This is a genomic window from Mycobacterium sp. (genome assembly GCF_032162105.1).
Lineage (GTDB): Bacteria > Actinomycetota > Actinomycetes > Mycobacteriales > Mycobacteriaceae > Mycobacterium.
The window spans coordinates 1-3,172 of record NZ_JAVRPS010000673.1; the positions used below are offsets into that span (position 1 = coordinate 1).

Genomic DNA, 3,172 nt, shown 5'->3' on the forward strand with positions numbered 1-3,172 from the left:
TGATTCGGGCCGTAGATGCCGGGAGCGACGAGCTTGCCCCAGCGCGGAACCTCATCGTCGGCGACGGCCCCCGTGGTGAGAACGCCCGACAGCTTGACCTCTACCTCGATGGAGGCGTCGTTGTAGAAGTACCAGAAGAATCCGTACTCGTAGTTGCCGACGGTGCAGATCATCGAGACGACTAGCCGCCGGGAGCGCCGCACCTCGACCTCCTCGGTGCGGAAGTCGGTGTGCTTCCAGGAGATTCCGTAATCCTCCTCGTGCATGCAGATGGCGTTCGGGATCGTCACCGCGTTCCCGTTGGAGTCGTTGACCGTGCCGTCGAAGTAGTGGATCTCGCCGAGACAGTCACAGCCCAACGTCAGCGGGTTGGCCGAGAAGCCCATGCCCACCTCACCCATGTCGAACACGTTCTTGTTCCAGTGCGTCGGAGACGTATCGCCGTAGGGCACCACCATCTCCGACAACGACCCGCGGTACATGATGGGCCTGGTCTCACCCCGGTCGGTGTAGCTCACCTCGTGCAGCGTGATGCCCTCGCGCGGGTTGAAGCCGATCCGCAGGGACCACTTCTGCCACGTCACGTGCCAGCCGTCGACGGTGAAGCTGGGTCCGTCGGGTTGGGTGATCTCGATCGGCTTGACGTCGGGACGGAACTCGGTGAAGGCAGGCCGGTTGTTCGGATCGAACATGAACTTCTCGGCGTAGTTGCCTGCGGTGGGAGGCAACGGCACCACGCCGTGGTCCTCGATGTCGATGATCTTCATGTTGTCCAGATCGAAGGTGACGATCAGGCCCTCGACGGGACGCGCGTAGCCATGCTCGGACGGCGCCGCCCGCATGAAGGTCAGCGGACGGCAGATCAGCGGCGAGTTGTCGTAGTGGTCGCCCTGGCCGTAATAGCCTGCGGGCCAGGGGTCGATCATGGCGAGGCTGAAGTCGGTGATGCCGCGCTTGAGCATCGCGGCCTGCCACCTCGGGTCCTCACGGACCGTCTCCTCCACCCCGGTCATGGTCTCGACCAGATAGGACGGGAACCGTCCGGGAATCGCCTTCCACGATTCGATGACCCTGGCACCGAGGTCGACGACCGCCTCGTACACCATCTTGGCGGCAGCGTCGTACATGGTGGCGAACGCGCACCGCGGCACGTCGATCGCGCCTTCGAACGTGAGCTCGGCGGTCTTGGCCGGCTCCGCCAACTGAATCATCACGAACTTCAGTGTCGGCGAAGCGTATTCGGACGACGTGATGACGGCCGCGGCGGACTGGATCTCGGCGCCGGACAGCGGGTCGAGCGGGTAGTGGGTCGTGTCCTCGGTAGCGTCCGCGCGAAGCGTGGTGCTGTCCAGGGTCATGGGTCAGGCTCCCTCTGGGGTTGTGGTTTCAGACTTATGGGGTGGTGGTTTCAGACTTCTTGAGATCGAGGACGGCAAGATGCGCCAGTGCGTCTTCCGAACTTGTCTTGTGCGCCGACCGTCGGCCGAACACGTAGACGACCGCACCGAACACGATGATGCCCAGCGAAATGCCGCCGGTCCACGTCATCCACTCACTGTCCGGAACGTCCGCGATCCACGACTTGGCGAACGAGTAGTACACGCCGCCGATGGTGCCAACGGTGCCGACGACCACGGTGACCCACACTCCGACGGTACCGCCGGGAATGCGCCAGAACTTCTCGTTCGCGTAGCGATCGGCGTACTTCTTGCGAGCGATGATGACCGGGAACAGGAAGAAGAACCCGGAGATCAGCCAGACGGTGGAAAGACCGCCCTGGATGAAGATGGTGACGTTGGCCATGCTGCTCTGCGAGTACAACCCGACCAGGATCAACGACGAGATCACACCCTGGATCAGCACCGCGGTCACCGGGTTGCGGGTACGCGGGTTGAGGTGGGTGAAGATCCGCGGCAGATGGCGCTCCAGGCCGGAGACGAAGATCAGTCGCGAGTACGCGATCTGATAAGTCACCAGGGCCACGAACACGATGCAGGCCAGTACGATCGCCGCCACCTCCATCACGCCCTTGGGGGCGGCCGTTCCAAGCATCCCGATGACGCCGGTGACCGGATCGATTTGATCCCCGGGCAGCACCATCATGGTGCCCACCGTGGTCAGTAGGTAGATGGCCACCAGAGCCACCGAGCCCCAGATGATCATCCGCGGCCCGCTCTTGCGCACCGAAAGGAACTCCGCGCCCATGTTGTAGGGCGTCTCCACGCCAAGCAGGTACAGCAGCACGGTGCCGTACAGGAAGCCGGCGCCCGCGAAGTCGGGCACCGTCACTTCATGCAGGCTGAACGGCGTAGCCGAGCCGTTGTTGATCGCGTAGACGACGCCGGAGATGAAGATGACGGCCGTCAGCGCCCAGTAGACGATGAAGACGGCATTCATGATGCGTTGGTTGGCAGCAAGTTTCGCCAAGGCCAGGCCGATGACTGCCCAAAGGATGACCAGCTGAATGATGATGCTCAGCGTCAGACCGAGCTCGGCGTGGAAGGCCAAGAGCAGGAACTGCAACACGACCGCGGGTGACGAAGCGGCATTCAGGATCACCGGTATCCACGACAGATAGCCGCCGACGAATCCCCACGTCTCACCCATGGTGCGGGTGGCCCAGATGTACACGCCACCTTGGCCGGGCCACAGGTTGCCCAGCTCGGCGACGGCCAGGCCCGCAGGCACCAGGAAGGTGAGGATGCCCAGGATCCACATCGGGATGGCGGTCCAACCGCCTGCCGCCATCACCGATGAGCCGGTGATCCAGCAGATGATGAACACATAGGTGGCAACCAGCCCGAATGTGGTCATGACCTTGGGCAGGATCTGTTCGGGGACCAGCTCGGTAGTCATCAGGGCGTCGCGGTCGGACGGCCGCGTCGCTTCCATCTCTTGTGTCATTGGTTATCTCCCAATCGGATCGAATCCCACGAAGGGACCGGGTCAGTTGACGATCTGTCCGTCTCTCATCCGGACGACGCGGCTTGCCTCCTCGGCGACAATCGGGTCGTGGGTGCTGGCGACAACGGTGACGCCGATGGTCGAACATAGGTCGCGCAGCATTCGCACGACCGTCTCCCCCGTCTTGTGATCCAGGTTCGCCGTCGGCTCGTCGGCGAGGACGAGGGTCGGGTTACTGATGAGCGAGCGCGCGATGGCGGTGCGCTGC

General features: G+C 63.2%; 2 protein-coding genes and 1 pseudogene. All 3 read right to left on the minus strand.

What is annotated here, in order from left to right:
• The coding region (locus QOC69_RS33960; RefSeq protein WP_526446886.1) for a copper amine oxidase at positions 1-1,358 on the minus strand (1,358 nt) is incomplete at its 3' end.
• A gap of 34 nt (positions 1,359-1,392) precedes the next feature.
• On the minus strand, positions 1,393-2,904 hold the full coding sequence (locus tag QOC69_RS33965; protein WP_526446888.1) for an amino acid permease: 1,512 nt from the start codon (positions 2,902-2,904) through the stop codon (positions 1,393-1,395).
• Between the two features lie 42 nt (positions 2,905-2,946).
• Positions 2,947-3,172, minus strand: a pseudogene (locus QOC69_RS33970) (ABC transporter ATP-binding protein); the annotation flags it as partial.